Origin of the sequence: Xanthomonas sp. NCPPB 1754, assembly GCF_041475725.2 — a bacterium.
Classification (GTDB): Bacteria; Pseudomonadota; Gammaproteobacteria; order Xanthomonadales; family Xanthomonadaceae; genus Xanthomonas; species Xanthomonas euvesicatoria.
The window spans coordinates 1,903,578-1,928,352 of record NZ_CM192982.1 but is presented as its reverse complement, the minus strand read 5'-3'; the positions used below and the strand labels follow the sequence as shown (position 1 = coordinate 1,928,352).

General features: G+C 55.8%; 17 protein-coding genes and 1 pseudogene. 7 read left to right on the top strand and 11 right to left on the bottom strand.

What is annotated here, in order from left to right; all coding sequences use genetic code 11:
* Positions 1 to 113: 113 nt before the first annotated feature.
* From ACCQ15_RS08570 to ACCQ15_RS08560, 3 genes are read right to left on the bottom strand one after another with little or no spacing between them, the layout of a single operon-like run.
* Positions 114 to 2,105, bottom strand: coding sequence for a DUF3732 domain-containing protein (locus ACCQ15_RS08570; protein ID WP_041469599.1), 1,992 nt, complete (start codon positions 2,103 to 2,105; stop codon positions 114 to 116).
* Positions 2,102 to 2,563: a three component ABC system middle component gene (locus ACCQ15_RS08565; RefSeq protein ID WP_041469597.1), complete on the bottom strand. Its 462-nt coding sequence runs from the start codon at positions 2,561 to 2,563 to the stop codon at positions 2,102 to 2,104. The genes ACCQ15_RS08570 and ACCQ15_RS08565 overlap by 4 nt, the downstream gene beginning before the upstream one ends.
* A complete protein-coding gene (locus ACCQ15_RS08560; RefSeq protein WP_202944980.1) occupies positions 2,560 to 3,861 on the bottom strand; it encodes a hypothetical protein in 1,302 nt (433 codons plus the stop codon). The genes ACCQ15_RS08565 and ACCQ15_RS08560 overlap by 4 nt, the downstream gene beginning before the upstream one ends.
* 635 nt (positions 3,862 to 4,496) lie before the next feature.
* Here ACCQ15_RS08560 and ACCQ15_RS08555 point away from each other — a divergent pair.
* Genes ACCQ15_RS08555 through ACCQ15_RS08545 form a run of 3 tightly spaced genes read left to right on the top strand, consistent with a single transcriptional unit; the run spans position 4,497 to position 7,734 of the window.
* Complete coding sequence (locus tag ACCQ15_RS08555; protein ID WP_007971690.1) at positions 4,497 to 5,330, top strand: vWA domain-containing protein; 834 nt, start codon at positions 4,497 to 4,499, stop codon at positions 5,328 to 5,330.
* Between the two features lie 2 nt (positions 5,331 to 5,332).
* Positions 5,333 to 6,079, top strand: coding sequence for a hypothetical protein (locus ACCQ15_RS08550; protein WP_041469595.1), 747 nt, complete (start codon positions 5,333 to 5,335; stop codon positions 6,077 to 6,079).
* Positions 6,076 to 7,734 (top strand): hypothetical protein, encoded by a 1,659-nt coding sequence (locus ACCQ15_RS08545; RefSeq protein ID WP_005917807.1) that lies wholly within the window; start codon positions 6,076 to 6,078, stop codon positions 7,732 to 7,734. Before ACCQ15_RS08550 ends, ACCQ15_RS08545 begins: the two co-directional genes overlap by 4 nt.
* Before the next feature lie 66 nt (positions 7,735 to 7,800).
* Here the strand turns inward: ACCQ15_RS08545 and ACCQ15_RS08540 are convergent, their stop codons facing one another.
* A complete protein-coding gene (locus ACCQ15_RS08540) occupies positions 7,801 to 9,300 on the bottom strand; it encodes an anti-phage END nuclease (protein WP_016849092.1) in 1,500 nt (499 codons plus the stop codon).
* A gap of 1,181 nt (positions 9,301 to 10,481) precedes the next feature.
* Between ACCQ15_RS08540 and ACCQ15_RS08535 the strand changes: the two genes are divergently transcribed.
* Positions 10,482 to 10,706: a hypothetical protein gene (locus tag ACCQ15_RS08535; RefSeq protein WP_005916796.1), complete on the top strand. Its 225-nt coding sequence runs from the start codon at positions 10,482 to 10,484 to the stop codon at positions 10,704 to 10,706.
* Here ACCQ15_RS08535 and ACCQ15_RS08530 read toward each other — a convergent pair.
* Positions 10,599 to 11,138, bottom strand: a pseudogene (locus ACCQ15_RS08530) (MobA/MobL family protein); the annotation flags it as partial. The gene ACCQ15_RS08535 and the pseudogene ACCQ15_RS08530 sit on opposite strands and share 108 nt — an antisense overlap.
* A gap of 516 nt (positions 11,139 to 11,654) precedes the next feature.
* Between ACCQ15_RS08530 and ACCQ15_RS08525 the strand changes: the two are divergent.
* From ACCQ15_RS08525 to ACCQ15_RS08515, 3 genes are all read left to right on the top strand, one after another.
* Positions 11,655 to 13,469, top strand: coding sequence for a protein adenylyltransferase SelO family protein (locus tag ACCQ15_RS08525; RefSeq protein WP_041469590.1), 1,815 nt, complete (start codon positions 11,655 to 11,657; stop codon positions 13,467 to 13,469).
* Positions 13,459 to 13,890, top strand: coding sequence for a toxin-activating lysine-acyltransferase (locus ACCQ15_RS08520; protein WP_033484430.1), 432 nt, complete (start codon positions 13,459 to 13,461; stop codon positions 13,888 to 13,890). Before ACCQ15_RS08525 ends, ACCQ15_RS08520 begins: the two co-directional genes overlap by 11 nt.
* 62 nt (positions 13,891 to 13,952) lie before the next feature.
* A complete protein-coding gene (locus tag ACCQ15_RS08515) occupies positions 13,953 to 15,230 on the top strand; it encodes an MFS transporter (protein ID WP_014089917.1) in 1,278 nt (425 codons plus the stop codon).
* A gap of 150 nt (positions 15,231 to 15,380) precedes the next feature.
* Here the strand turns inward: ACCQ15_RS08515 and ACCQ15_RS08510 are convergent, their stop codons facing one another.
* From ACCQ15_RS08510 to ACCQ15_RS08485, 6 genes are all read right to left on the bottom strand, one after another.
* Positions 15,381 to 15,905: a hypothetical protein gene (locus tag ACCQ15_RS08510; RefSeq protein ID WP_014089916.1), complete on the bottom strand. Its 525-nt coding sequence runs from the start codon at positions 15,903 to 15,905 to the stop codon at positions 15,381 to 15,383.
* A 41-nt stretch (positions 15,906 to 15,946) separates the two neighbouring features.
* Entirely contained in the window at positions 15,947 to 16,738 is a 792-nt protein-coding gene (locus ACCQ15_RS08505; RefSeq protein ID WP_126952882.1) for a hypothetical protein, read from the bottom strand.
* Between the two features lie 106 nt (positions 16,739 to 16,844).
* A complete protein-coding gene (locus tag ACCQ15_RS08500; RefSeq protein ID WP_014089914.1) occupies positions 16,845 to 19,061 on the bottom strand; it encodes a peptidase domain-containing ABC transporter in 2,217 nt (738 codons plus the stop codon).
* Entirely contained in the window at positions 19,058 to 20,356 is a 1,299-nt protein-coding gene (locus ACCQ15_RS08495; RefSeq protein WP_014089913.1) for an HlyD family secretion protein, read from the bottom strand. The genes ACCQ15_RS08500 and ACCQ15_RS08495 overlap by 4 nt, the downstream gene beginning before the upstream one ends.
* Before the next feature lie 235 nt (positions 20,357 to 20,591).
* A complete protein-coding gene (locus ACCQ15_RS08490; protein ID WP_039587293.1) occupies positions 20,592 to 24,404 on the bottom strand; it encodes a zeta toxin family protein in 3,813 nt (1,270 codons plus the stop codon).
* Entirely contained in the window at positions 24,397 to 24,714 is a 318-nt protein-coding gene (locus tag ACCQ15_RS08485; protein ID WP_016848996.1) for a hypothetical protein, read from the bottom strand. The genes ACCQ15_RS08490 and ACCQ15_RS08485 overlap by 8 nt, the downstream gene beginning before the upstream one ends.
* Positions 24,715 to 24,775: the final 61 nt, after the last annotated feature.

The window sequence follows — 24,775 nt, the reverse complement described above, 5'->3', positions numbered from 1 at the left end:
GTTGGCAGAATTGGGGGGCTAGTCTAGCGGGCGGACGGCACCCAAGAAGGGCCGCCCCCGTTTAGAGACAGGGCCCCTGCCCTGCACTACTGATGTCACTTTGGTGCCGTGCCTTAGGCAATGAAGCCCCTTGTTCGCCAAGTAGCGCGAACAAAGCTCTTGAAGTCATAGCCGTCTCCCAAGGTCAACTTGTCTGCGTGGTCAGATACGATAATCTGCGGCATCACCCCCGTGTCCCTTGCAGTCTGATCACAGAACCTGGCGAGCTGGGTAAACATGTTGTTCACCGCGCTCATGTCTTCGTCAACTCGAGTCTCGCGCTTAGACTGCTTGGCCAGATCCTTGGGGCTGAAATCCTCCGCGTCATCCAAGGCAGCCGGGAAGTAGACCTGAGTCGGTTGATCTAAAAATAGGATGGGTGGAATCTTGCACTTCGACTCCGCTGCAAACTGATAATGCAACGCCAAGAACAGCGCCAAATGTGAGTAGAGCCAATTCGCTCCGCTTCCCATGGACCGCAGATAGACTCGGTTGCCGTCTTCTTGCTGATACCAAAGCTCGAACGTCTCCGTGTTGAAGCGCAATCTCGAAGGCTTGTAGGTCTCCTCAAAGCTAAAGAGATCACCAAACTGGCATAACTTGGCATCGATACTCTGACTTAATGCTGCAAGCCTGTGCTCAGTCCGATACCTTGATAGCAACTCAGTTAGCCTGCTGATATCCTCCGCACACCGCTTCGCATGCGACTCAAGCTCAGACTCCGGCTTCTCCAATTGCTCCTGAATAGCAATCTCAAGTAACAGCTTGGATTTGGTGGCCTGCTCGTCGATTGATCTAGACGACTTGAGCCTTTCGGCTTCCTCTTCAATAGGCTTCATTGCGGCGAGGATCGAGCGCAGCCGATCATCAACCGCATCAATCTTCTCTTGAATTTTTCGCCCTTCAGCTGCAAAGCTTTCCCGCGCATAGGTCGACAGTGTCAGCTCACCATTCAGCCATTCAATTGCATCCACGAGCTTGTTGGCCTCAATCGCGGGTGTCGATGTTTGAGAATCGCAGACCGGGCAATGCGCTTCAAAGAGCTCGGTCGAATCAGGCAATCTGTTGGTATTCATGTCGACGCTAAACCGCGCGGCGGACTCAACGGATTCTGACACCATCCGCAGCTGGCCTTGAAGCTGGCGTTTCTCAAAGAGCGCCTCAGCCCTATCTCGACTCAGGGCTTCTCTTCTGACATCAATTTCGTTCGAAAGCACATCAATTCTGACTTGTCGCGCAGAAATCTGATTAAGGAGTTCGGAGGGGCGCGCATAGATTTGCTCCGCAGTGGCCTCAGTCAAGTCCACCCCGGCCAAGGTTTTAAACTGAGCCAAAAGTTCTTCATATCTACTGATCGCCGCTGCCCTACGCTGGGCTTGCTTTGGTATCTGAGCTTCAATCCTCTTTAGCTCATATTTAGCAGTCTCTTGCTCTTTAACGAGATCAAAGTAGGCCTCATCGACTAGGCCCATAAAAATCTTAAAATGATTGATCGCTTGGTCGCGCTTCTCCTTTTCATCAAACCGATAGAAGATCGCATGCTTGTTGGCGACAAGATTTTGATGTTGAAGCATGAACGAGGAGAAGCTGCGCACGGATGGGGTAGGGGCTTTCTTCCTGCCTGAAAGTTTGACAAAAGGATCCTCGTCAATGTTCTCGAGTGTTACTGAGAAGTAGCGACCGAGGCCCTTGATGTAATCCGTCAAGTGCATGAAATGCTTTTCGGCGAAGAATGCCGACGGATGTTTTATCAGCTCTAACAGCGCATCGGGATCGGCACCTTGCTGCTCAAGCAAAAAGCATCGATTAGACTTTTTCTTTCGTGCCGTCACCAAAAAATATCCAGAGAACTGCCAGACCACAAAGAATAGCTCTGCCCGTTCCGTGATAATCCCAACCGGTATCGTGTCTTCGCTACTCCCAAGACAGTAGTCGAAGATCTCAAGAATTGCACTCTTACCGGTAGAGGACTTTCCGGTGACGATGTTAAGCCCCTGCTCGAACTTGACTTGATGAAGATTGTCACCTGTGTCAACAACGCCGATATAGCGGATAAAGCGTTTCATAGCGACTTAAATCCCAACACCCTGTAAATAGATACGACATCTGCCTCTGCAAAGATCAATGATAGCCTCTCAGCCGCGCGCAGATGCTTCTCGACCGAATTGAACCCACGCACCTCACCAACGGACTTGACTGCTAGCGCGTCAGTGATCTCGATGCTTCGTTCGGCCTTTAAAACCAACAGTGCTGCATGAGTTAACGCCTTAAACCGCCGTGTGTTATGCACAAGACCGACAAGCCTGGACTGATCGTTGCAAAGCGTGCGCAGACTACTCGTGCTCCTCGCGGCAAGGAGGTATTTCTGCATGGCCGGGTAAAGGATCATTGGCAGAACCAAATAGCCAAGCAATAAGTCTCGCTCGCGAGGAGCCATGCCGTCATAGAACTGGTGAATGACCGGTGCTAACGCAAAGGGTGATCGTTGAAGCGTGTACAGATGCTCAACCGGACTAGATGTCACTCCCAAAGCCTCCACTGGAAGTCACGCATCGGGGGCAAATCGGCCTGATCAGCAAGCATATGATAGATGCCGTTACGAAATTCCACCGGTGTAAGATCAAAGCTACCGAATCGATCCACCGGCAAAGCACATCGACTGCTGTAGAACGAGCACGAAGCTTGCTGACGCTCAGCATGAGACAATACCGGACTGCTGCTGCGAAGCAACGCAGAGCGAGACGCCCGATGCATCCGCAGCTGATTGCCCCTGTAATCATCGATGTCTTCGGCGGATGCAGCGAGGTCTCTTAGCAGCTCGGAGATGTACTTCTCCGCACAGAGAAGATCAACAGTAGCCTCAAGAACCAGTTCGTCATCGCCACCAATTTCAAGGAGCTTCTTCACAAAAAGCCTCTCCCGCAGATGCTCGCTTTGCGCCTCCAGCGTGATGTGGCCGGCATCAAGACGCGGGAATTTAACAGTTCCGATCATGTATCGCTTAGTGAGCTCGGCGAACTTCGAAGTGAACTCCGCACTAGTGAAGCGCCACTTCGTAGTCATCCTCGTTGCATTTGTCATGAAGCCGAAAAGATCGTCGAGGAAATCGTCTTGTCGTTGAGGCAGGACCGCCCTCAGATACTTTCTCTTGTATCGGCCAATCAATTCAAGGAGGTTAGGCTCATGGGTGATAAATTTGACTTTGGCCAACACCTGTCCCAATACCCCCCTGACCTCCGGGGCCATGACGCGCCGTTGCAGCTTTAAGCTATCCGGGACGCGCGCATGCCTGCCTTTGCCCGGATCAGCCCCTGCTGCCTCCGCGCCATCGGCCTTCTGGGCGGCAGATCGATCCGCATATCTTTTCTCAGCGTCTTGATGGATCTCATCCAAAGCAGCCAGACGCTCCTCCCAGCCCCAGTCGCTCCAGTTCTTAATTGACGCGCGATCACCAAACTTCTGGGTGGTAAGCAGCACCAAGGAGACATAGTTCTCATGCCGAAACCCGGTGTTCAACCAGTTGTTAAGCGTCTGCCACAGGTTCTCGTGACTATCAGTCAGATCGCTACTATAATTTTTGACCTCAACCTGTTCTCGGCCTTCGACCGTTACGTCTCCCAGCACCTCAATCCAGAGGACGTCATCAGGCTCCAAGGTGTGACAATAATCTATGGCTACGTGAACCTGATACTTCAGAGCTTTTGAGAGTTCAGTGGCATCAAATGAAAGCTTATCGCCCCGCATCATGGCCGGCGCGAAGAGCCCTGGGGGATCCAGCGGCAATAGCCCCTGACCAGACGTAGCGATACTTTTTGACGACATGAAAAAAGTTCCCTTTTATTTTTCACCCGCAGAATGGCGGTGGTAGGAGCCTAAAGTTCCATCCCACTCGCACTTCAGCGTGAGGCACAGCTCATTCTGCACCATCAACAAGATGGTTTTGGGAAGAAATTTATTACACTCTACCCAGGCCTACAAGGCCATTCTGAAGGAAGGGCACACAGCTGCTTCCCAGCTTTAGATTTCCTCCCAGCCGCCGATATCGCCACTTGGTGCGAAATAGGCGATTGACCTTAGTGTCATTTGATAAGTAACAAGACCGTGCGGGAGACATAGAAGCATCCTGAACATTGGCTATCAAACCCTGATCTGTCGCCCTAGCGCCCTTCCTTCGCCTCCCTGTCAGAAGCATATAACCGAGCTCAAGCGCAGCCAAAGCTTTTGTCTTTCGGGACACTTAGCTAGCAGGCGTTAGCCTACCCAAAAACAGAGACGGACAGTCCTCCAGACCATATTTCCTCCACCGATCTGACCCCGGACCGGAGAATGGAACACATCGAAGGTGAAGAAAAATGTGGGCTAACGGTCACAGGTCAAGCCTGAACGCTCCTGGGGCCTGGCGCTATGATGTCTCGCAAGAGCTGGAAGTCTTCTGGCTCGCCTTCTTAGGAGTTCTGATGAGCTATACCGCAGAGATAAGCCGCACTAGCCCAACCGCCTTTCTGTTTTTGGTCGATCAATCCGGCTCCATGCAGGAAGTAATGACGAATGGGAAGTCCAAGGCGCAGTTCGTCGCTGACGTGCTCAACCGGACACTTGCAACACTGATCACGCGTTGCACCAAGTCTGAGGGAACACGCAACTATTTCGAAGTCGGCGTTCTTGGCTACTCAAACTCTGACGCGCAGAACGGTTTGGCGGGTGCGCTCTCGCATACCGTGCTCCACCCAATCTCTCAGATCGAAGCCAATCCTTTGCGCGTTGAAGACCGGGTCAAGCGAGTCGACGATGGCGCAGGTGGCTTGGTCAGCCAGTCCATCAAGTTCCCGGTCTGGTTTGAAGCACGCGCCTCTGGCGGCACCCCGATGTGTAATGCCATCACCAGCGCAGCCGCTGAACTTGTGGCCTGGTGCGATGCGCATCCAGACAGCTATCCGCCTACCGTTCTCCATGTCACTGACGGCGAATCCACAGACGGTGATCCGGAGGGCCTTGCCCAGCAACTCCAACAAATTGCCACGAATGACGGCAATGTTTTGCTGTTCAACCTGCACGTAAGCGCTAGCGGTGGCGATCCAGTGACCTTCCCGATCTCGGACGCTGGTCTGTCTGACAACTACGCCAAACTCCTTTTCCGGATGTCGAGCCCCCTGCCCCCGCACTTGCAACAAGCTGCTCAGGAAAAGGGAATCAAGGCGACCATGGAGTCACGCGGCTTCATGTTCAACGCAGAGACTGCGGAGATCGTGGACTTCTTCGACATTGGAACGCGAGCAGCCCAGTTGCGCTGACCATGCCCATCCAGATCTTGTTCGACGGCTCTGTTGCCAAGCACTTGGACACGCCGGAAGCCAATGAAGACGTCTATCGTTTGGCAGCGGCGTCCGGACGCATCGTGCTGTCTGACGGCGCATCCGAATCGTTCGATGCCAAGAACTGGGCCGCGCTTCTTGTGCACCAGTTCTTGGAGCACCCTGCCAATCTGTCTGATGCGATAGCCACATCCACGCGGCAATACGAAGCGCTCCATGACGCGCCAAATCTGTCTTGGTCGAAGGCTGCTGCCTATGAGCGCGGCAGCTTCGGCACCCTGCTTGTTGCACAAGACGAGGCCGAACAGCTACAGATCAGAGTCACGGCGATTGGCGATTCGTTTGCCGCACTCACCGATGGTGAGCAGATGCTCGCGTGCGCGCCCTATGAAAGCTCGGGGCAGTTCTCCCTTCATCCAACATTGATCAGCACCAAGCCCGATCTCAATGCCCTCTTGTTTGAAGATGGCAGCGGGGTCTGGACTGAGGTGGTTTGGCCCTATGAGACTCATGGATATCGGCTTCTCTTGTGCATGACAGACGCGCTAGCCGCGTGGCTGCTTGAACACCAGGAGCGCAGTGATCCCACTGCTCTTGAACGACTTCATGCTGTCAGGGAGTTGGAGGAGCTTGTCAGCCTTGTCGAAGAAGAGCGAACCAAAGGGAGCATGAGGCGGGATGACACCACCCTCATTATCGCCGCGTTGACTGGCGCCGGACATCTATGAACTATCCATCGCTTGAGAAATACAACGAAGCACTACAAGCGCCTGCGCGTGCGATTCAAGATCCACAGCTTAGAGCCGGGCAGTTGCGGACCACCGGACTGGGGTTACCATTGGCTTTGTGTGGCGGCTTTGCACTGACCTATACGGTTGATACAGGCGGAAAGCGCTTTGCGCTGCGTTGTTTTCACAAAAAATCCAACGATCTGGAACGGCGCTATCAGGCGATTGCACTCCGACTCAAGCAACTTGCGAGTCCCTACTTCCTGCCGTTCGATTTCATCCCTAGCGGGATCCTGATCGATGGGAACCTCTACCCCATCGTCAAAATGGAGTGGGCTCAGGGCACCACGCTTGCCGAGTTTTTGGAACGCAACCACGGAAATGCTGCTGCGCTAACCAAGCTTCGTCAGGCGCTTGCAGCTCTTTCCGCGTATTTGGAAGCACAGCAGATTGCTCATGGCGACATTCAGCCTGAGAACCTGATGGTCAACGCAGACGGTAGTTCCGTCCAGCTCATTGACTATGACGGCATGTTTGTCGAAGCCCTGCGTGGAAGTGGTGCGACTGAACTTGGCCAAGCCAACTTCCAGCACCCTAAGCGCACGGCGTCCAATTTCAACGAGCAGCTTGATCGCTTTTCTTTCATCACACTTGATGTCGCTTTACAGGCCCTGACCGTATCTCCGGGACTTTGGAAAGCCTCGAACTCCGAACCCAGCGCTATCGTTTTTCGGCGGAACGACTTCCTTGACCCCGGCACCTCTGTCATCTTCAATCAAGTTCTAGGCCTTCCGGGGTTGAAGGTTCCCGCGCAGTCGCTTGCGCAGCTTGCGGATGGGCCTTTTGATCAAGTTCCGACACTTGCCGACTTCCGTGTTCAGCGCGGACTCGGACCGAACACAATTGTGTTCAACCCACAGGGCAAGCCCAAAGACATTGCCTACCAAAGCCCTTATACGGTCTGTGATGCGGCGAACTTTGCCCAAGTCGAAGCTCAGGTCGGCAGCCGCGTGGAGTTGATTGGCAGGATCGTTGATGTCACTCAAAAACGATACGGCAGGAACAAAAAGCCTTTCATCTTCATCAATTTTGGCGATTGGACAGGCAAGTCCGTAAAACTTTCAATTTGGTCTGAGGCATTGCGGCAGTTCCCCTCGGAGCCCAACAGCAGCTGGAATGGCCGTTGGGTCAGCGTGACCGGCCTGGTAGAGCCGCCCTATCACGGTCAAGCCGGGAAGATATCGTATATCAGCATCGGCATTAGCATCGAAAATCCAGGTCAGATCAAGCAACTTACAGAGGTAGAAGCGCGCTTCCGATTGCGCGGCGGGAAAGCACCTGTTGTTACCGCTGGTCGAAATGAAAACATCCTCAAGGGTATGGGTGGAGCGGGAAATACAGTTCCTCGGAGCACGAGCCAACAAGCTCCCAAGCCACTTCCCCCGCCGAGCACTCCTAACGCTCAAGTCCTTCAAAGGATGCAGCGACAGATGCCTCAGGCTGTTCCAAGGCCAACTGGGTCCGCGCCCCGCCCCAGCTCTCATCAGGTATCACCGGGACCTCGCAGAACCAGCTCACCCAAACGCATGAGCGCAGGAGCTTGGATCGCGCTTATTGTCTTTGTTCTGATTGTCTTGCGTTGGTGTTCTAGCTAATCGCGGCTTCGCGTGTCAACGCACAATTGTGTCCAATGAGCCCTGCCCAGTGGTGAGTTTTGGCTGCTAGACGAGAACATCGACGTCGTTCCCAAGCGCTCGAAGCGCTTTACTCGTGCGTGAGTTACGCGGTGGGTAGTCAGTCGGACGGGCCCAACCCACCACCTCACCCAAGATACTAGTGCCAATGTGTGCAAGCTTGTAGGCGGGATCATGGCTCGCTAGCCAAATACGCTCGGCCACATCGCCATTCCCCCAAATTACGAAATCAAGCACCTCGGGCGCAGTCATGCCGTTCCCAGACTGGTGCTTCCAAAGTATCCGCGCCAAGGCTTCACTCTTCGCTTGGCTGCCTGGATCGGTGCCCAAGCGCAAGTATGGGTTGCTGATCTTCATCGCATGATCGCCAAAAGCGTATACGCGGGTAAGGGCATCGACCCATTCACCTTCGGTGAGTGTGGTGATCCTGCCTCGCGCAAGAAGCTCGTGCAGCAACGGCGCCGACGTATAAATCGTAGATTCCTCATGCTCATGCTCATATTCGCCTGCCTTCCACCAGGCAAGTCCACTCCGTAGTGCAACCTCTGGATCGAGACGGTTCTTTCGGAATTCGCGTTCGTAAGCGTCTTTTTCAGTATGAGGCCTGACGACTTGATAATAGTAGGCGTGAAGGAACTGATCACCTTGAACGCCTTGAGGCACATCTGATGAAATCCAACTGGGGCGATTCTCATCAAGCGCAACACGAGCGCCAACATTTCGGATCAAGGTGAGTGTGCGAGACCATTCGGCTTGGAAAGCTGCGATCTTAGCTTCGCGCGCCTTTCGATTTGGCGTAGGGGCGATAGGAGGTGTGCGGTCTTTCAGCTTCCAATGATCGTCTTCGAATTCACTCTCGATCTTGTTGAGCTTGCCGACTAGATCTTCCCTCCTTTTCTCCTGTTTGATCTGACGCTCATATTCCTCTCTATCGAGTGGGAACGACTTCTGCGCAAGGCCATCGAAGAATGCTTCAAGTTGGAGCACCATCCCAAAGTGCTCAAGCTCTTCGTGCTTGATGTAGACCCCAGCTTCGAAGTTCTTGAACCATGCCCGATCGGTCAGATTTGCCGAACCGATGTAAGCCCCTTGGCCCACCCACCAAATCACTTTAGCGTGTAGCCAGTGCGGCACAAGATGGCACACTAAGTTTGGCGATGCACGACGCAAGAACCAGTCGAGAATACGCAGATCGATGGGGCATGACCCGTCGACGCGGCCATAGAACGTCAGCTTTTTTCCCTTGGTGAGGCAGTCGTCAAACAGCAGGATCTCGCCGGATGGCTTCGTGGCGTAGGCAATTGCAACCTTGACCTCAGAACAGTCTGCGATGGCAGCAGCATGCTTGTTATAAATCATCTCACCCGTGATGGGTTTACCTACAAACTCCATGTATCTAGCCTCCCCTGTTCCGTAGAGCACAGCTTCGCAAAGTAGGAGAAGTTCGTCTACGGGACAGGAAGCCACGTCAACTGCCTCAGGATGCAGAAGTTGATTTGCCTTGCACTTCAACAGATCGATGCGCAAAGCCGTAGCACTCGGGCTGCAACAGAAAGAGCCCCGCATGCGGGGCTCCTTTGTCGCTAGCGTGGAAGCCTCAGTCTCGGCGCCGGGTGCCAATGGCGGGCAGCGTTGTTCCGATCATTTGGCGGGAGCCTTCTGCGACGCCCCTAGCTTCCAGCCAAATGCCTAGGCGCACCATCGGTCTGCTGCGCGGTCAACGGTCAGAGTTATCTGAGCCGTCATAGGCCTGGCTTGGGCGGACGGAATTTCAACTCCCAATGCCCGGCATCACCTTCGGCCTGTGGTGGAAGCGCATCATCGCCAGATGCCTCAGGCGTCAGCACCTCGATCGGCTGTGGGGCAAAATTCTTCTCCAAAGCCTCAGCCGCTTCCACCATCGCCTTTCGAGCCCGCTTGATGCGCCATTGCTGGATGGCCTGGATACGAGGAGAGACATGCACCTTTGCCCTCCCCAAACGCTGGCGTGCCCTCGCCACCGCTTGCGCGTCTCCGCTGCCTTCTTGCTCAACAAGCTTGGCTTGCGCATCCAGCACGGCCAAACGCGCTTTGTAGGGTCGCACCAGCGTATGGGCATACTTGCTGATTGAGCGAGCAAGCATCTCCGTGTCCTCGAACAGAAACGGCTTGGTGGCGTAGCTGTCGACCCGCCGGCAGATCAGCGACCCGTACGCTTGCTGAAATTCCTGCTCAATCTGGATCCCTGGGATCTGCCGCAACACCTCCAAAGACTGCTGCGCGACCTCCCGTTGCGCTTCGAGCCAGTCTTCGATGAGCTGCGCTTCCGCATTGAGCACCTCCGCGTCTTTTCGGCCCGAGGAACGAGCCAGACGCGTCACGCGACCAAGATGTCGGGTCTGACCACTGTAAGCCGTGTAGAGACGCGCGCTTGGCGCTGGCGCACGCGCCAAGCGCTCTTTGATCTGGCGCACCCGCTCTGCGCCTGACAATCGCCCCTGCCCACCTGCTGTGCGCCCTTCCAATCCAGACTCTTTTGCGCTGGCCAGATCCCGAAGTGCGGCCGCATGACTGTGAGATGGTGGCACCTCGTGCACGAAGCTACCGCTTTTTTTCATGTGCTCAGCAACAAGCTTTGAAAGCGCCAGTGCCGCAGCTTTCCCACCAGCGCCTTTGACTTCTGCGGTGAACTTCGTTTTGCGCATCACCGCCACCTTGGCTTTGCCCAAGTGCTTGCCAGGCCGGCGCGTGAGTTCGCGGGCGCGTTCAAACTCTCCATTACGCGCGGCTTCGTGTGCTTGTGCTCGGAGACTGCGATGATCTACCCGAGCCGGGGCGCCCGCATTTTTCAAGTGCGCATTGATGACCATTGCAATGTCTTTGCGGATTTGCCGCAGCGCTCGTGTGCCGCCGCCTTGTCGCGCATCAAACTCAGCGCAGGCGCGTTCCCCTAGTCCTCCCGGTCCGACCTGCCTGGCTGACATCAGCAAATGCACATGATGATTGCGCTGATCGCCAAGCTTGCTTGGCGTGTGCACAGCGACCAATACGGCCACTTGGAAGCGCTCGACGAGCAATTGACCCAGCGCCAAGGCAAGCACCCTTCGTTGGTGTGGATCGAGTTGATGCGGAAGTGACACCTCAACTTCCCGGCAAACGCGCGCGTTCTTGCGGGTTTCGGCCGCTTCGTTCGCGTTCCAAAAATACTGCGCATCAAAGCACCACTCGGGCGCTCCTTTCGGCGCAAGCATCTGATGGAAATCGACGCCGCCTCGGTGGGAATAATTGTGACCAAGCCCTGTGCTCGTATCGAGCAGATCAAATCCTGCGCGGTAAGCCGCTGCTGCGACCGACGAGTCGCCATTGCCTCGGCTGAAAGATTTCATTGTTGCGTGATAAATCGCCATTTGTGAAACTCCTGTTTGTGGAGCACACAAAGAAGCGGGAGAACATCGCCTGTCGAGAGAAAAGCGAACTCGGCAGCACAGAGACCTTGATCACGGGGTTTTTGAGAGGCTGTGTTGCCTAGCGAAGCATAGGCAACGAGGTGGCGAAAGCCACCGCACCGACGCGCAGCGTTGGCGCACGGTTTCTGCAAAGCAGAAACCATAAGTGCGCTCTTGCTCTTTAATTTTTTCTTTGAATTTTTTTGCGACAGTTGGATCAACCATTGCTCTTTTTACATATAAATATTAGTTATACCAAAGAATGAATAAGACCTGTACGAACCTGATTACGTCTCACGCCATGTGTCGTTTTTTACGCTGACTGTCCATGCAGAAGTGATGTCCCGTGGCCTCGGGAAATCCAAGCAGCCGCAGGACGAATTGCCGTCAGGTTGGTAGCATCACCAACGCCGATCGAACGCTAAGTCGCAATAGCTGCGGAAACAAGGAAGCAAAATGCCCAATGACTACTGGGACATGGATGACAAGAACCACCCCACCCTGTTGAGCCTTGCCAGCGTGAGCACCTCAATGCTCGTGCCCTTTCCAGTGGGAAGACTGCCGGATGCTTCTTTGCTCTGGCTCAATGAGCGCTGGTTTCACGACTTAGGCATAGCCATCCACGACGCGCCAACTCGGGCCCGCATCTCAGCGTCCTTGCTTGAGCGCTTTGCCGTGACCTCTATCGAAGCCCACTGCGTTGCCGGCACCTTCGGCGGACAGACACTGGGCGCTGATCGCTATGGTGGGAGCGGTGGGGCGATCCACGGGGGGAGTGGCCGCTGTGGCTCCGATGGCATGCTCATCGCCAAAGGAACCGGCCCCACGCCACTGGTCTCCGAGGCCCATGATTGGTCACACTCCCATGGCTGTCTCTATCTTTACGATGCCATTCGCGAGGCAGTCGCCAGCGAAATCCTCAACGCAGAACTCCCCCATGGGGCAGTCCCCATCGTTGCCATCATTGATGCCGGCTTCTCCCTGGCGCGCACCGATGCCGACGAGCCGGAGCGGTGCGCCATTCTGATCAGGCCTGCTTTCCTGCGCTTGGCGCATTTCGAGCGCAGCCTGTATTTCGGGACATCAGGCAGTGCAAACAGCGATCAATTTCAAGATAGCCTGCGGGTCAAAGATGCCATCCACTTTGCCGACGAACACACGCAGCGCGATGCCGGCAAACCCAATGACCTAGGCGTTGACTTGTCTGCGCTCTACCTCCGCCTTGCCGAGCAGATTGCCGCAAGTCGCGCGCATCGCCTCTGGACCGGACGCCCGACAAGCGACAACATCACATCGAACGCGCAGTTTCTGGATTTCGGCGGCTTCCGCGCAGTTCCCACCTGGAAGCGTGGCACCGATGGGCATCGTCACTTCTTCGGCGATGAGATGCGTGATGTTCGCCACTCGCTTCCCTCGCTTGCCTACTTCTTCAAGAAGTATTCCCGCTTTGACAAGGCAATCGCCAACATCGATCAGTTGCTCATCCAGATCGAGCATCACATGGAAGCTGCGTTTCTCCATCACTGTGCAGAAGCGTGTGCCTTGCCTCAGTCAAGCCCAGAGGCGTTGCATTTCAAAGCGCTCATTGCGCGCTACTACCGCGAGCAACAGCGCATTGACTATGCGCTCGATCAGCCCACAAAGCACGATGAGCGCCACGATTGGCTCTCTGACCACATCAAAGGCAAAGCAACCCAGGGCTCTCAGACAGGCGAGGAGATCAACTCGCTCCTGCGCGCACTTCCGAACGCAGCTCTCCATCTTTGTGCCGCCAACCGCTGGCTGAGACCACGACCACGCCTTTCCTATCGCGTCTCCAAGCGCCGAGCGATCAAGCTGGTGCGGTCGATATTGGCCGATCGGTCGTCGGGACCCGAGCGGGTCTCGGCCTTTATCGCAACCGAGGTCGCGGTCTCACGCCGTGTCTGGAAAGGCTTACCACCACACTGGCTTGTCTTGGGCTACGCAAGCGATCACGTGTCCACCGCCTTGTATTTCTTTGATACGCATCGTATGGCCTATACAGCCCAGCTGGAGGGGCCACGCGTGCGTGGGGGAACACTGATCTTCGGTGCCGAAGTCGCAGATGAGACACTCGGCATCACCAATTCTGGCCATCGAACCGTCGCGCGTGTCGACTGCGAACCCACCAGCTACCTGGTAGGTCTAAGCTTGAACGGGCGTGCATCAATCGCTGCCGCACTGCTCACCTTCCCGGACGCTGCAGTTGCAGCGCAAACATTGAGCTCAACCACCGCCCATGCAACCTAATGCCGTTGATGCGCAGGCGCTTGGCCTGGCAATGCAACTCCTGTTCAAGACTGACCGCAAGAAGTTCAGTATCGCAGCGGCTTATGTGTGGCTATGGCCTGCAATTCGCCTAGGCCAGCTCGTCACGATTAAAGACGAAGACGGGGTCTGGACCGGCTACGCCTTATGGGCTTATCTGACGCCTGAAACCGCCAGTCATTTGGTTCTGCAAGATCCGCCGTTCTTGCCAATTAGCGACTGGAACGAAGGTGATCAACTCTGGATCTTGGATTTCGTGGCTATGCCAGGGCATCACCGACGCCTGGCGAGAGCACTCCGGCATCGCTTGCGCCCTCACTTCAAGCAAGCGCATCGCTTGGTGCGAGATAAGACGGGCGCTATGCTGGGAACCAAGACCCACAGACTTCGCAAAAATAGCTGAGGAAGACACGTTGCTTCCTTGATACGAATGGACGAACCGAAGCGACAAGGCAGTTGCAGCCTATGCACGAAGTGACATCAAGGTCGACCAAGGCCTGGACTGGATTTTTGTTCCTGGGCTTCGGTTCTGGTTTGCCCTATCCGCTGATCGGCAGCACCTTAGGCTATTGGCTCAGCGAAAAGTCGCTTTCGATCGCAGTCATCGGTGCCTTGGCTTGGACCGCACTTCCCTACTCTCTCAAATTCCTATGGGCCCGCCATCTCGACCAACGTCGTGCGCCGGTCGTTAGAAGCACCATGTCGCACCGTCAAGGCTGGATTGTCTTGTCTTCGATCATGGTCGCCATCTCTCTCCTAGGCCTTGTCCTGAGCGTTGTCGCTGGCAGCCTTCCGCTGATTGCACTGAGCTGCATCGCAGCAGCCTTTGGCGGTGCGACCCTGGATGCCTCAGTCGATGCGTTCCGGATCGAACAAGAGGCAGTGCACCAGCAGCCAGCCAAGCTCCTCACTGCCTACCAATTTGGCTACCGCATTGCTCTGCTGTTGAGCGACGGTCTGGTGTTCTTGCTCGCAGCGCGGCTGTCCTGGCAAGTTGCTTATGCAATTCTGCTGCCCCTGATGTTGGTGCCGATCTGCGGAACGCTCTTTCTGCGATCTGCCCCCGATAGCGCTCTCACCCCAGATCGCGCGAGTGCGAAGAAGCAGGGGTCTACGCTGATATCCCTTCGACCCTCCACGCTCCAAGGATGGATCGCGGTCATCGTCTTCATTGGCTGCTATCGCCTACCGGATATTCTTCTGGGTCCCATGATCAATCCTTTCTTCTATGCCCTTGGCATTGGAAAGAGCGTGGTCGGATCCCTGCATATTTGGCTTGGGATCCCAGCGGCCTTCCTCGGAATTTTGGCTGCAGGCACTAGCTTGAAGCGCATGTCTTTGAGCACGACCATTCTTGTTGGCGCAGCTCTCCAAGCCCTTGCCCTCCTCGTTCTTGCATTGCTTTCGTCCAATGAGCGGTCTGCTGAACTGCTTTGGGCTAGCGTTATTTTTCAAAACCTTGCCAGTAGCTATACCGGCATCGCGTTGGTTGCTTACATGTCAAAGCTGGTCACGCTTGGACGCGCAGGAGAGCACTACGCTTGGCTAACCAGCTTCTACTCGATCTTCGGCAGGGTGCTTGCCGGCTTCTCAGGCCTTGCAGTGGCTTATCTCACAACCCACTACGGACAAATCCGGGGCTATGGCATGTTTTTCATTGGCATCTGCTTGACATGCGTGCCTGCCCTCTTTGTCTACTCGCTCATCATTCGCAACACCCTCAGAGCGCGGCCCGAGCCGTAGTGACATCACGCAATCGCCTCCCAAAGCCCATAGCGGCTGCTTATGACTATGTAATGCTTGAACTCATCGTTTCACGCCAAGCCTGTCGGCTTCTTATCTCAGCGCTAGCCAATTAGATAGATGCCTAATTGGCTAGCGCCAGCAAACCTCCTAGTTTCGACTTCTCGTTAGCCCAAGCAAGCACTCACCCTTTGAACTCGCTTTCACATACACAGATGTTTCACCAAGATCGGTTTTGTAAAAGACCTCCTTGCTGGCATCGGCGAGTGGCGCATGGGGATTGGGTGGCAGGACATATGGAGTGAGCGCAAATTTCTGCTTGATCTTAGAAACCTCATAACAACGTCCGGGCGTCAATTCCATATACGCAAAGCTCACTCCTTTGTCGAGCTCAGGTGGAACCCTGAACTCAACAAAGGAGACTCCATACTGATCCTTTGTCTTCAATGCAGCTGAACGAAAAGCAATATTCAAGGACCGGCTTGAACTCACTTGCCGAAAATCACTGAACCCGATATCACGGAAAGTTTCATAGTTGATCGGCTTAGCAGGATTATAAAATTTACTAACAACCTCATCCAAATTCAATTGAGAATCCTTATTTTCAGCGTGCACACTCATCGCCGCAGAAAAATTGAGAATTACCAAAAACGCCATTTTTTTCGAAAACATCATGCCAGACACCCTCATAAATTCAGGATCCTCATACTATGTCATCAGCCCCCAGCGGGATTCCTACTGTCCCAATAGTTCCCATAGTATTGCTCATAGGTAATATCATCACTTTTATTATCCGGGGTTCCATTCACATCAATATGCTCGCCATTCCTGAAAGACTCGCCGATTTGCGCTGAAGCGGCATCCCAGCCTATCTGGCCAGCTTTATATGCGTCATATGTGGCGTTGTAAGAAGCTACATTGGCGGGATCTGCGGCAATGTTAAAACCAATACCCTGTGCGGTAAGCTCTCTCTGGACCGCAATGGAGTAGATTGTTGCTTCACCTTCAGTTGCCAAACCCATATTAATGGCCGATGCTCGATCTGTTACAGTATTCCACTCCCCATCAAAAAGTGAATGCCCTAATTCATGCGTTAATTGGGACGCGGTGTCACTCGCGTTGGCATAGGTTTTGATGTAAACCGTTCCGCCGCCCGTAGCAGCATAATCGGTCCGAGAATATGTATCCGTGGTCGCTATTTGAAAACCTTTCGCCTGCGCCAACTGAACAAGTCCTTCTAAGGTCGCTGACTTGTTAACCAAAATATCAACCTCTGCTCCAAGATCCGTGGTCGTATTCTTGTCTAATGGGTTAGGCACTCCACCTCCACCACCTCCCGGAGGCGGTGTCGGGAACTCGATCGGCGGAGAGGGTGGAAGCGACGGTGGCCCCGAAGGTGGCGGGTTAACAACCACTGGCGGCAGCGTAGGCGGCTCGCTTGGATCGACGTCCGCAGCGGCTGCCGCACCTGCGACTAAGAACAGCTCTTCGCTTGTCAATTCTCTCATTACAGCACTCCATCCTGTGAGTAGATTTTTTTTCTGATCGTTTTTTTCATTGAATGCGCCTTGCCGCCTTTTCCCTCGAATTTATTTTGATAAGCGTTACAACCCCTCATTGTTGGCTGGATTTCTCAGCCGTTTCCCCGGCCTCGTCCCGTTCAAATTTGCTAGGCTGCTCTTTGATCAAGGGCCTTAGAGCTCCGCCCACGAAGAGATAGTGCATATCGCACATCCGAGAGATGTTCTTGTCATGCGTCACAATGACTGTGGTCGCGCCGATGCTCTTGATATTCTTCATCAGCTGTATGCCCATCTGCTCATCAATCCCAGTCGTTGGCTCATCCATCAACAACAACTTGGTGCGCCTATAGAAGGCTCTGGCTAAGAAGACCCGTTGTTTTTGACCACCTGACAGCGTATTTCCCAGGTCGCCGACTCTGGTGTTGAAGCCCATTGGCATACGCTGAATATCGTCGTGGATGCATGCCAATTTCGCAGCCTGCACAAGACGCTCTTGATCAATGTGCTCATCGAACATGGAGATATTTTCCGACAGCGTTCCCGACAACAGATTGTCTCCCTGCATGACGATGCTGACCTTGCTCCGGTAGCTCGACTTACCGACTTTCCGCAGATCCTCTCCATTGACTAAGAAGTCCCCGACTTGAAGATCTTCAAGCCCCGCCAGAACGCGGATGAGCGTGGTCTTACCCACGCCTGAGTTCCCGACAATTGCAATCACCTGGCCTGCCGGGGCCCTGAGCTGCAAGGCGCTCATGATCCACTTGTCCGTAGACGAGTAGCGGAAATAGCCGTTGGCAATTGCAATGGTGGGCGCAGCGTCTTCCAGTGCGCCGTTGCCATGCAGAAACGACTCAGGCTCGCTGTGCGTGATGTCTGAAATGCGCTCGGTGTGCAAGCGAAGCAGCCGGAGCTGCATCAAGTAGTCGGCCAGATTGATGCTGCGTTGGCTGAACTGGGTCGCGTAGATCAAAAAGACCGTCAACACCCCGACCGTCATATCCCCACTGAGCACCAGCCGGGTGCCTTCCCAGATCACGAAAATGCGGCACAGGCCTTGGATGAGAAGCTGGACGGAATCGAACCCAATGCGGATACGCTCGGCTCCGATGGTCGCATTGGTGGCTTTCGCGCTGTAGTTCGTGAAGCGCGATGCCCAAAGCGCTGACTTGTTGAACAGCTTGATGGGCTGGATGCTTCGGACCGTTTCGTAGAGCAAGCTTTGCCGGCGTGCATCAATGTTGATCTGATCAAGGTTGGCTTCTTTGAGCTTGGCGTAGTAGGCGTAGCGCGAACCTACATAGGCAATGGTGAAAGCCAACAAGGCGAAGGCAAGCGGCGCGTCGTAGCTCATCAAGAGCAACAACATGAGGAAAGACATCACCCCATCGATGACCGCTTCCATCATCTTCGTCGTGAGTGACTGCTGGATGGAGTAGATCGACTGGAAGCGGCTTGAAATATCCCCGGTGTGCCGCTTTACGAAATACGACTGGGATAGCGACACGAGGTGGCGGAACAAGTTGCTGCTCCACCGTAAGCTAGTGGTCGAAGAGATCCACAGCAAGGTCCACTTCCTGGCAACGGTCAAGACGAGCTGGACCAGGAGCACGATCGAAAAGCCGATAGCCAATGTGGTGACCAGACCATCGTCCTTGACGCTGAGCACCTGATCCATGGTCAGTCTTAGATATTGCGGCGCAATCAGCGCACAGCCTTCCAAGAAGAGCGCCAAGATGCCCACACCCCAGAACGCGGGCACCAGGGACCGAAGCGAGCCTGCCAGATCGCGAAGCGACACTGATGGCACGCTCTTGATCTTCTTGAAGGCCGGACCCGGATGCGCCTCCAACGCAATGCCGCTAAAAAGCTCATCGAACTCATCGAGCTTGATTTTTTTGACGCCCGCTGCGGGATCGCTGATGTGCACGTGCCCTCCCCTCACAGCCGTCAGCACGACAAAGTGCCCGTGGTGTAGGTGGACCATGCAAGGCAACGACAGCTTGGGCAGTTCGTAAAGCTCCAAGCGAAGCGGACGCGTCGTGAGCCCGTTGGCATCAGCGATTTCAATCAGCGAGGCGAGCGTTGCCCCACTGGTTGACACCGTAAAGCGGTTGCGAAGCTCCCCAAGACTCGTTTCATGGCCGTAGTAGGAGAGCAGCATCGCAATGCAGGCCAGGCCGCACTCACTCGACTCCGTCTGACGGATATGCGGCACACGGCGCTTCGAGGAGAACACCAGGCTTGGTTCAGCAGAGCGATCCGGCTCGGCATCGCCATCGGCGGATGGTGTCAAGACGTCCTTCATCGCTTTTCACCCGTTAAGCGCGATCCCATGGTTTGGAAGGGGTCAAACATCCACTCCCAGATCTTGCGGCCCTCCAAGATCAGTTCCGCGTCCACTTCCATCCCCGGCAGGAAGGGCTTCGCTTCTTGGGCAACTCCAATGGTCTGGGAAGGCAAGGCGACTTTGGCGGTGTAAACCGGCTCAGTGGGCGACTGGCGACCATAGCGGCGCTCCAACTCACCGAGGGGACTCGTTTGCGTTGACAGCGATGCGATGCGCCCCTGGATGGCGCCATATTTTGCTTTCGGGAATGCGGCGATGTTGAGCAGCACCTCGGTGCCGACATTCACATGTCCGATGGCCCTGGAAGGAATGAGGATTTCGGCTTCGAACACCGACTCGCTTGGGGTGATGGACGCGATGATCGAGTCGGTGCCAATGCGCTGACCTTGGGATGCATAGATTGCTGCAACAGTGCCGCTCAAGGGTGAAGTGATGGTTTGCAGCCGATCGGACTTGGCTCTGGCCACTTGATCTTCGATCGTGGACTTCTCACGCTCGATCTCACTCGCTTGTCTGCTGGCGGCTGTCTTTATCTCGGTGATTTCACCCAGCAATGCGGCACGCTGATTACGAAGTGTGGACTGCTGCGCGCGGGCATCCTGGATCTCCGCCTCTGCATCCAAGAGAGCATTTTCGTAGGTGAGGTAGGTGTATTTGGACACATACTTCTCAGCAAGCAGCGGCTCAATGGTCTTCAAAAGTTCTTTGTTCTTGGCGTATTTCTTTTCCAAGATTGAGATCTTGCGAGCGACTTCCTGCATCGCGCCGGTCGTTTCTTCGACTTGACGCGTCAGTTCCCGCTCGCGCTGGCCAGAAAAGTCATGCGTCTGCAATTGCTCCTTGGTCAGCTCTTCTGATCGGGTGAGCGCACGCTTGATCGTCTCATCGGACAAAGAGCGACCCGCTTCGTCGGTGATGTCGGCTGACAGCTCCGCAAGCACTTGGCCCTTCTTGACCAAGGCATTGGGCTTCAATGTCGTCGACAGGATGAGGCCAGGCGTTCCACTGCGGATATCCACTCGCCCATGTGTCGAAATGATCTGGCCCGACACGTGCTCCCGCTTGGAGTAGGACGCGGTCAGAACAAACGTGGCCAGCAAGAGGAAAAGCACACAGCCACAGCCAATCCAGATCCGGATGGACGAGGGAAACGCATCTTTTAGGTCGCCGAGTGTGGAAGTTGTCTCCGGCCCCTTCCGCTTGCGAAAGAGCGGTTGTTCTGCGTCATCCGTCTGACCTGACTCGCTATCCATAGCACCTACACTTCGAGATCTACTGCACAACTTGCGTGAGTTGAGGCTACCCGCGCAGACATTAAAATTACATTTGCATTTTGTTGATCTGGCGTTGGCATTGGCGCCAAACCTAAGTTCGCAGGCCCCACGCTATTGCTTTTTCAGCAACCAAGGCTTGCGTCAAGCGAAGGTGCGTTGCGCAAAGCGCAGCCACACATTGCTGGGTCGAAGCATGAATCCTACGCTCAATGCGTCAGCCACCGCCCCCATCACCACCACTGCCCCCATCGCCGCCAGACATCGCCTGCTGCTGAGAGTGGCCAGCAAGCGTCATGACGGGGCCTGTTGGGTTCTTGTCGATTTCTTCGCGCTCGCGCTGGAATTGCACCATCTCCTGCACCCGTTGCTGATCCATTGCCTCTGTCTTCTGCAAGGTCTCATTGATGCCCGGCGATGGCGTGTTGAGCGAGGTTTCCGAATGAAAGCCCGGCGTTTTGCCAAAGACAAAGGCGACATCATCTTGGATGGTCACGTTCCGGAGTTCATCCGCGCGCTCAATCCCTGACTCTTTGACAGCATGCAATACCTCGGCCGTCTTCTCATCGGACGTGCCTTTCGGGAGCTGCGCCTGGATGGCAGAGAACAACGCGTAATCCCGATGATCAGAGGGAAACGCCTGCTGAGCGGCATCTTGGAGGGGCCTTGCTTGCTCAACCCGATCCTCATCGTGTTCGTGTGCGTTAGAGCGGGCAGTTGTCCCACCAAAACCTGGCGACGACGCATAGGCAGCGGGTTGGCGCTCCGGCAATACGATCTGCGCCGGCACTTCGCTTTGCGTTGGAATTGCCGGCGACGGCGCTCGCACCGCCTCTTGCTGCTCTGCCTGCAATGGAACAGCCGATGGCGCATCGTTCTGTGGCGTGCCTGCTCGGGCTTGCTGCTCACTGCCCTGCTCCACCGCCGCATTCGCCGATGTCGGCGCTGTGGGTTTCGAGGCATCTCGGCGCGCGTGTTGTGCCTGGGACAACGCCGCATCCAGGTCTTGGCCGGCAACGCCTGTTGCCGGCAACCCATGGTCTTGCTGGAACTGCCTCACGGCATGTTCGGTCTCTGGACCATAGTGCCCGTCTTGCGGCACGGCCTGGCCGTTCGGACCCCGGGCATCTACTTGCTGCAAGCGATACTGCAAGAACTCGACCTCCTGCCCTCGGTCGCCAAGGCGCAGCCCTTCCACCTCACTTGATGCCAGCGGCTGCGTCGGCACAGTGGCCTGAGTAGACACCTGATCGGGAACGGTCGAAGCGGATGATGCCGATCCAACGCCCGGCGCAGACACGCTTGCCGTTGGAACCGATGCCTCCGCCTTAGGCTGGACTGCGCCGGCTGTCGGGGTTGCGGCAACCTCAGGTGTTCGGATTTCGTGGGGTTCGCGTTGCGGGACAGGCTCGGGCTTCGGTTCGGCGGGCTTAGCGACCGGGCGCGGCTCTTCCTGCGCCTGCACATTGAGGGATGCAGGCATCACGACCGGAACAGGCGTTGCCGTCTCCACAACGGCAGGCGCGTCGGGTGTGCGTGCAACGTCTTGATCCCGCTGCGCGTCAATGGCTGCCTGAGGCGCTTGGGTTTCATCCACACGCGGAGCGGTGGCGGTCGTTGCTGCAAAGCTCGCAGCTTGTTGTGCTTCTTGCGTGGAGACACCTTGCCGATTGGCTTCGCGCAATGCTTGCTCGTAGGCATCGCGCTCTTGGGGCGATTGCGCATCAATGCGCAGGTCTGGTGCACCGGCCGAAGGCGGCTGCTCCTGCCGAAGTGACTGCACCTCGCCGAGTGCCTGATGGATGTCGGCGGTGCTGGTGGTTGCCGCAACGCGCACAGCACCATCGGCGTCACGGCTCAGATGCTGGATGGGGCTGTCCACCGAATATTGACCGGTCGCATCACGCTCCAACGCCAAAGAGCTGGTCGCGGCATCAATCCCGTTTGCCTCACGGGTTTTTTGCACCGCAAGCTGGATCGCGCCTGCAGTCTGGGCATTGGGCGCAACGCCATAGGCGGCATAGGTCGCTTCGGTATTGGCCTGGTCTTGCTGCTGTGGCGTTGGCGTTTGCCTTGCAGGCATCTGTGCCAACGCCTGCGCGTGCTGCTCCAATGCCGGTTGCAAGCGTTCGCGCGTTGCGTTGAGTTCCAACGGGACATTGCCTTCGGCAGCAACGCCGTCATGGCGCCACTGACCTTGCGTATCGCGCTGATACTGCTTGCCGTCCGAGGCTTGCAACGAGTCCGGGTTCAAGGCTGTTTGCACGGCCGCTGGCACGGGGCCGAAGTCCCCCCAACCATTGCGCTGATACGCAGCTTGATAGGTTGCTGCAATCGCAGCCGGACCTCGGGCGATGTTGGCGTCAACCACCTGGGCTGCTTGCTGGTCCAACGCGGCATTGCGCTCAGGGCTTGCTGGATCCACCGTCCAGATGGGCCGATCGTTCCGATCGACTTCGTCGGCGACCATCCGAGACCACTGGCCACTTGCCGGATCATGCCGCCAATCCCGTGCGTAAAGATGCGCAGCATCTGCCTCACTGGATGGCTGCACATAGGGATTACTGGGCTGCACCTTGCCCAGTGCCTGTTCGGTCGCTTCGCCACTGGCGTGATAGTTCAGCTCACGCGCTTTTTCGGGCAGCGCGAACATGGCCTGCTTCTGCGGCGCATCCACGCCATCGTCTTGCAAGTCGGCTTTTTCTTGGCGAAGCCACTGGCTGCCGTTGAACTCCCAGCTCACGCCCTGCTTATCGGTCTGTGTGTAGATCTGGCGGTTGTCCCACAAGGTCGCGGCCTTGTCGGCAGCGGCACTGAACAGATAACCATCGGCAACTACCAACGCGACAGGGCCTGCACCGGTTGTGCCAACAACGGCAGCGGCAGCGGCGCCTCCCGCCCAGCCGCCCGCGCCTCGGGCAGCAAAGTGCAACGCTTCTGAGCGTGCAGCGGTGAGGTTGTCTTGTGCCAACAGCGTGCCCACACGCTCTCCGGCCTGCGACGCATCGTAGGCGGTAGCGGCAACACCCAAACCCGCAAGCCCTGCTGTCATCCCGGCGCGACGCAAGCCTGGGATTTCAGGTTCCGGCACAGGCACGCGTGCAGGTGGAGCACCTGGCCGCACAAGTTCGTCGATGGTGGCAATGCCTTCCATGCGACTAGCAACCACATCGCTCACCCGGAGCTTGGCATGCTCCTCAAGCAGTTTTGCTTGGACATCAGGATCAGATTTCGGGATCTCTTGGACATGGTCCGGCAAGTCACGGTGCCAATCGACTTGCTTTTGCCAGGCTTCCCGAAGATGCTCGGTGAAAGCGGGATCTTTAAGCCGTGCGTTGCGTGCTTCTTCCAACGCTTGACCAGGCATGCGTGCATCAGCGCGACTGTCGTAAAGCTCGATGCCCTCACGATTGAAGATGCGGATCGGCACGTTGCTGTTCGCATGGATGGTATCCAAACTGACAGGCAGCTTTCCGTAGATTGCATCACGCGCGCCCTCAGGCACATGGCGACCGTAGCCTTGCCTGTCGGTGTTGGCCGTAAAACGCTCATCGACACCATGCTCACTCTCCAACTTAGGAGAGGCAACAGCACGCACCTCGACCTCATAGCCCTGCTCTTGCAGACCTTTGATCAACGTCTCCGACGCCCATTTTCCATCACTCAATGTGGTGTCGAAAATAAGGTTCTTTTTCTCCGCAGTCGCTGCTACGCGTAGCTCATCGGCCCAAGAGCTTGCGTCCTTGTGGGTTCGACCAGACCATTCATAAGGATTTTCGCGTCGAAAGTCAGCAACGCGCGGATGGTGGCGGCGCAACTCATCCGGATCGATTGTGACGGCATTTTGATCAAGCTCGGCCTTCGCCTGGGCTACCAGACCGCCCTTACCAGCACCAGGCTGACCGCCCAAAATGATTGCTTTCGGCTGCTGCTGGGCTGTTGAATTGATGAAATCTTGAGCGGTTAGTATTTGCTCGCGTAGGATCTGCTCATGGAGCCCCTTTGGTAGCACATCGGTTTCATCAGCCATGACGATGACTCGAACTTGGGAACCCAAAATAGTCCATCAAGTTCTGCTCCTTCCATGCGCCCTTAGAGGCGCTATGAAGCATAAGCAGATGCGTCGACTTCGCCAGTGCGATTGCTTCTTGGTCGCCCGTTTGCTCCGCGATCCGTAGCTTTTCGCGTGATTCGTCAACGAAAGTATCGAGACAGCCCTCGATTGCCCAGATCGCAAACTCCAAGGGAGGGGTAATCGGCGATGGCTTATCGACCGACTCCTGAAGCGCGTTTTCTAACCGCGCAATGTGATCGGGGTAATCCTTGAAGCTTTCGCGCAACCCTTGTGGCACTGGTGGTCGTGCGCCGATGGAATCAGGGGAAGAATCGTTGGTCTGAGTC

Bases quoted from the DNA above. Each gene is read 5' to 3' on its own strand.
- ACCQ15_RS08520 (WP_033484430.1), top strand. From the start codon at position 13,459: ATGCAACCTAATGCCGTTGATGCGCAGGCGCTTGGCCTGGCAATGCAA.
- ACCQ15_RS08515 (WP_014089917.1), top strand. From the start codon at position 13,953: ATGCACGAAGTGACATCAAGGTCGACCAAGGCCTGGACTGGATTTTTG.
- ACCQ15_RS08510 (WP_014089916.1), bottom strand. From the start codon at position 15,905: ATGATGTTTTCGAAAAAAATGGCGTTTTTGGTAATTCTCAATTTTTCT.
- ACCQ15_RS08495 (WP_014089913.1), bottom strand. From the start codon at position 20,356: ATGGATAGCGAGTCAGGTCAGACGGATGACGCAGAACAACCGCTCTTT.
- ACCQ15_RS08555 (WP_007971690.1), top strand. From the start codon at position 4,497: ATGAGCTATACCGCAGAGATAAGCCGCACTAGCCCAACCGCCTTTCTG.
- ACCQ15_RS08500 (WP_014089914.1), bottom strand. From the start codon at position 19,061: ATGAAGGACGTCTTGACACCATCCGCCGATGGCGATGCCGAGCCGGAT.
- ACCQ15_RS08505 (WP_126952882.1), bottom strand. From the start codon at position 16,738: ATGAGAGAATTGACAAGCGAAGAGCTGTTCTTAGTCGCAGGTGCGGCA.
- ACCQ15_RS08570 (WP_041469599.1), bottom strand. From the start codon at position 2,105: ATGAAACGCTTTATCCGCTATATCGGCGTTGTTGACACAGGTGACAAT.
- ACCQ15_RS08525 (WP_041469590.1), top strand. From the start codon at position 11,655: ATGCCCAATGACTACTGGGACATGGATGACAAGAACCACCCCACCCTG.
- ACCQ15_RS08560 (WP_202944980.1), bottom strand. From the start codon at position 3,861: ATGTCGTCAAAAAGTATCGCTACGTCTGGTCAGGGGCTATTGCCGCTG.
- ACCQ15_RS08550 (WP_041469595.1), top strand. From the start codon at position 5,333: ATGCCCATCCAGATCTTGTTCGACGGCTCTGTTGCCAAGCACTTGGAC.
- ACCQ15_RS08545 (WP_005917807.1), top strand. From the start codon at position 6,076: ATGAACTATCCATCGCTTGAGAAATACAACGAAGCACTACAAGCGCCT.
- ACCQ15_RS08490 (WP_039587293.1), bottom strand. From the start codon at position 24,404: ATGGCTGATGAAACCGATGTGCTACCAAAGGGGCTCCATGAGCAGATC.